The sequence below is a fragment of the Lonsdalea britannica genome (assembly GCF_946477055.1).
In the GTDB taxonomy this organism is placed as follows: domain Bacteria; phylum Pseudomonadota; class Gammaproteobacteria; order Enterobacterales; family Enterobacteriaceae; genus Lonsdalea; species Lonsdalea britannica_A.
This window is the reverse complement of sequence record NZ_CAMKXG010000302.1, coordinates 1-3,633: the sequence shown is the minus strand read 5'-3', so window position 1 is coordinate 3,633 and position 3,633 is coordinate 1. Positions and strand designations below refer to the sequence as shown.

3 protein-coding genes are annotated in these 3,633 nt (G+C 48.3%); 1 reads left to right on the top strand and 2 read right to left on the bottom strand.

Features of this window, described 5'->3' with window-relative positions; all coding sequences use genetic code 11:
• Positions 1-1,327: 1,327 nt before the first annotated feature.
• Together Q7O77_RS15605 and Q7O77_RS15600 are read right to left on the bottom strand one after the other, a co-directional pair.
• On the bottom strand, positions 1,328-1,651 hold the full coding sequence (locus Q7O77_RS15605) for a DNA-binding transcriptional regulator (RefSeq protein ID WP_304169446.1): 324 nt from the start codon (positions 1,649-1,651) through the stop codon (positions 1,328-1,330).
• Positions 1,635-1,994, bottom strand: coding sequence for a type II toxin-antitoxin system RelE/ParE family toxin (locus Q7O77_RS15600; RefSeq protein ID WP_304169444.1), 360 nt, complete (start codon positions 1,992-1,994; stop codon positions 1,635-1,637). The genes Q7O77_RS15605 and Q7O77_RS15600 overlap by 17 nt, the downstream gene beginning before the upstream one ends.
• Before the next feature lie 1,000 nt (positions 1,995-2,994).
• Here Q7O77_RS15600 and Q7O77_RS15595 point away from each other — a divergent pair.
• Positions 2,995-3,633 (top strand): integrase domain-containing protein (locus Q7O77_RS15595; protein WP_304169442.1); only part of this gene is annotated, 639 nt, incomplete at its 3' end.

Here is a 3,633-nt window from a genome sequence, read left to right as displayed (position 1 = left end):
CCTTAGTCTCGTGGGCTCGGAGATGTGTATAAGAGACAGCGATGAGCTCCGTAACGGCTATGCCGTAACGATGTTTTTTGATATAGCCGGATCGACCAAGCTGGGAAAAACGTATTCTCCTGAGATGGTGTTCAATATAAAGAACACAATTATAAGATATGTAATTGAAATAATTCAGGCTTTTGATGGTCACGTTCATCGTATTATGGGCGATGCCGTGATGGCATTTTTCCGCAGTGAAGTGAAGTCTATAGAAAATAAAAAAATAGACAGTGCGATTGATGCCATTAACGCCGCTGTATACATACTTGAATTTATGGAGCAGATTATCCGGCCAGAGTTGGGCGATCAGGGTTCGGAAGAGCGTATAGGCGTCAGACTGGGAATTGACTACGCTAAAGATGATGATATCGTGTGGGGAAACTACGGAGTTTCAGGTGCATTTGAAGTAACGGCGACTTCATATCATGTTGATGTTGCGGCCAAACTTCAGCAAGCGGCAGATACTGATACGATCATGATTGGTGAAAATCTCAAGTCGCTGCTTGGGTTAGGGACAGAGTATCTGTCCACCAAATGGAAATGGGTGAAGAATGAAGATGGTACGGAATTTAAGCGCCATTATCGGCATGTAAAGCCTAACTATAGAGTCAGAGGATCACAGATAAATTATTCACAATATGTTTTTGACAGTGCAGCATACTTTAAGTTTCTGCCGTATGGAATAGAGAGTAGAAGAATATCCGTGGTACTGACCGCAACCGCAAACAACGTTAAAAAAAATTTTAATTGCCCATGTTCAGAAAGCCTCGATAAAGGAATGTCGCTAAACTTCCATGTAACATTCAGTGCTCCTGCAGAGCAGTTGTATACGGTCAAAGCTGTTAAGAGGAACACAGGCCCTGACGCTGAAAGAAATTCTGCGTTAAAGGAAGTGAAAAAGGACAGAATTATGAGTTTTTACGCAGGCCAGTGGCATGCCGACATTTCTGAAAGTACTAGTTATCACGGTTTACATCATATGGAAATTAAAATTTATGATAGCAATGACAGAGAAGTCGATAGGACAATATTCAGCATTTTTATAAGCTGAATATGTACTGAAATACACTTTGGTAAATATACTGCGATGCAGAAATAAATAAAAACCGGACGATATTGTCATAATATGCTAATCATTCACAATGATTAATCGGATAAGTGGTTTACGTTCAAGACGGGAGCTATGAGCTGCGCCTGTACTCCCGCCACTGTTGACATTGGAAAAGTCAGCTTCTGGCTCATATAAGACCGTCAATCTATCTTCCAAAATAGCCAGTTCTATAAATCAAACCAACACCTTCAACCCATGTTTCTGCACCACGGTAAGCAGTTTCAGCGATAATCCGCTGGGGCGTTTTACGCCGCTTTCCCATTTCTGCACCGTCGAAACACTGGTGTTCAGGTAGCTGGCGAAAACAGGCTGGCTAACGTTCAGCTTCTCACGTAGCGCCTTGATCTCAAGGGGTTGAAGATCGTCCACGCAGTTGAGGCATGCTTTGTCAAAGTTGCGCATCGTTTCCTGTGGGATAGCATCGACGCTGAATAATCCAGAAGCCGCGCTATGGATAGCCTCAAATGCAGGACTCTTGAATTTACTTTTTGCGGCCATGACAAATCTCCACCAGTTCTTTACTTTTAATCAGTGCCGTAATTTTTTCATCGGCAAGGGCTGAGTAGTGCTTCGCTAACTCGCGGAATCCGGCCAGTTCGCGATTATCGATGTTCGCCATATCCTGCTTGGCATACAGGAACGTGTAAAACCAGTGCTGTCCACCTTTCGCCAGTATGATGGCGCGATCGCGATTCTGGTTCAGCCGCTTCTTATAAACGCCGCCGCCGAGATCGTCAGCTTTCCCTTGCATCACCGCCTCAATAGCCTGACATAACTCGCTATCTTTAATGGCGTGGGATTTAGCCGCCTTAGTGAACCATTTGGTTTTGAATACACGCATCAGGCTGACATCCTGTAACCTTAACTATAGCACTAAGTGCTAGATTACTCTCTCTTCTGGCTGAGTTAAAGTGCTTGAAACTTGCAAAGCTCTGTCGTATTTTCGACCACGAAACCTTGCTGTCGATGACAGCCACCAATGTTTCCAGTATCGGGATGATATGAGTGACCTGTGAGAAACGCCTTCGGGTGGTCACACTGCCAAAGTCATAAGGATTGGAGCGTGGTCTGAGACTGACGCCTTCGGGCGACCACTCGATACCCTTTTATAGCCTGAAATGAAGGGGCGCAATTAAAAGCGCGGTAAAATCTGCTTAACTTCTGAGAACGGATGTCGTCAGAGTCTCCATGAGCGTGACGATGAAGCGAACTACTTTACTTCAAGCCCAACATTGCCGTGGGCTTTACTATACCCAGCCAGAGAGCGGCTTCCATACCGTAGGAGACTGGCCGTCACAGCAATGTCTATCGTTGCGGTGATTTCACTTCATAAGCGGCTTAAACAGCGCTTAATTCTCGTAAGTTCACGTATCGTGCAACTTCGACTTTACTCATCTCAATGATTTGCGTCTGCGCGTGTGAACGTGCTGGCTGCGCGCTGCTATGCCGTCAGGCATCTGCTAAGCGCCTGCCGGCAACGTCTGCACTGGCGTCACTTTTTCCGTGTCAACGAATGAAAGTGACGCCGCAGCCTAAGACCTCATCACCCCCTGAGACATGCACTTCAACCAATGCGTCATGAATCTGACACACCCGTTTGTGCCGGACTGATCGCTTTTTTTACAGGAGATTGAACCGATACCGAGGCAGGCCTAACCGCCTGAGAGGAAACCCTGCAACCGCAGGCGGCCGCACCGAGTGCATAGCCGTCACCTCCCAAAACCTCAACTGCTGTCCGCTCTGGCGCACAGGTATCGTTCAAGGCAGGTCAATTGCGATTGTTTCTGCCATTTCCCACGCGCCAGAGAAAAGCATCCAGTTGAAATTATGGGGAAAATTGCATGAGTAGATTAAGTCGTGAAATGACCACGCTGGCGAAACAAGCTGGCGGGAGCTACAAGACGGTTCATGATCGCATTCGCATCATGGACAGGCTGTGCCGCCACTTGCTGGCGCTGAATATTCAGGTGCGTGACGTTAAGTACCTCAAAGCCAGACATATCGAAAGTTATGTCGCCGGGCGCCTGTCACAGCGGATTGCCCTTCGTACCCTGCACAACGAAATGGCGGCGCTGCGCACGGTGTTTAAGCAGGGAGGACGGGAAAAGCTCGCCGTTTCTGATCGCCTGACCAACAACGCGTTGGGGCTGAGTGACGCAAGCCGTGCCGGGACAAAATTCGCTATCCCGGATGAGCGCTATCAGGCCGTTCTGCTTGCAGCGCAACAGCGTGATAAAGGGCTGGCCTGCGCACTTCAGCTTGCCCGATTGCTGGGGCTGCGCTCTCAGGAAGCGGTGCAGTGCGCCAGTTCGCTGAAAACGTGGGAAAGGCAGCTTGAACGCCATCAACAGACGCTGACCGTGGTGTTTGGCACCAAAGGCGGCAGGCCACGCGAAACCCGGATTATCGATCGCGAAGCGATTCAACGGGCAGTGACAGAAGCGCGAAAGGCTGTCTCTTATACACATCTGACGCTGCCG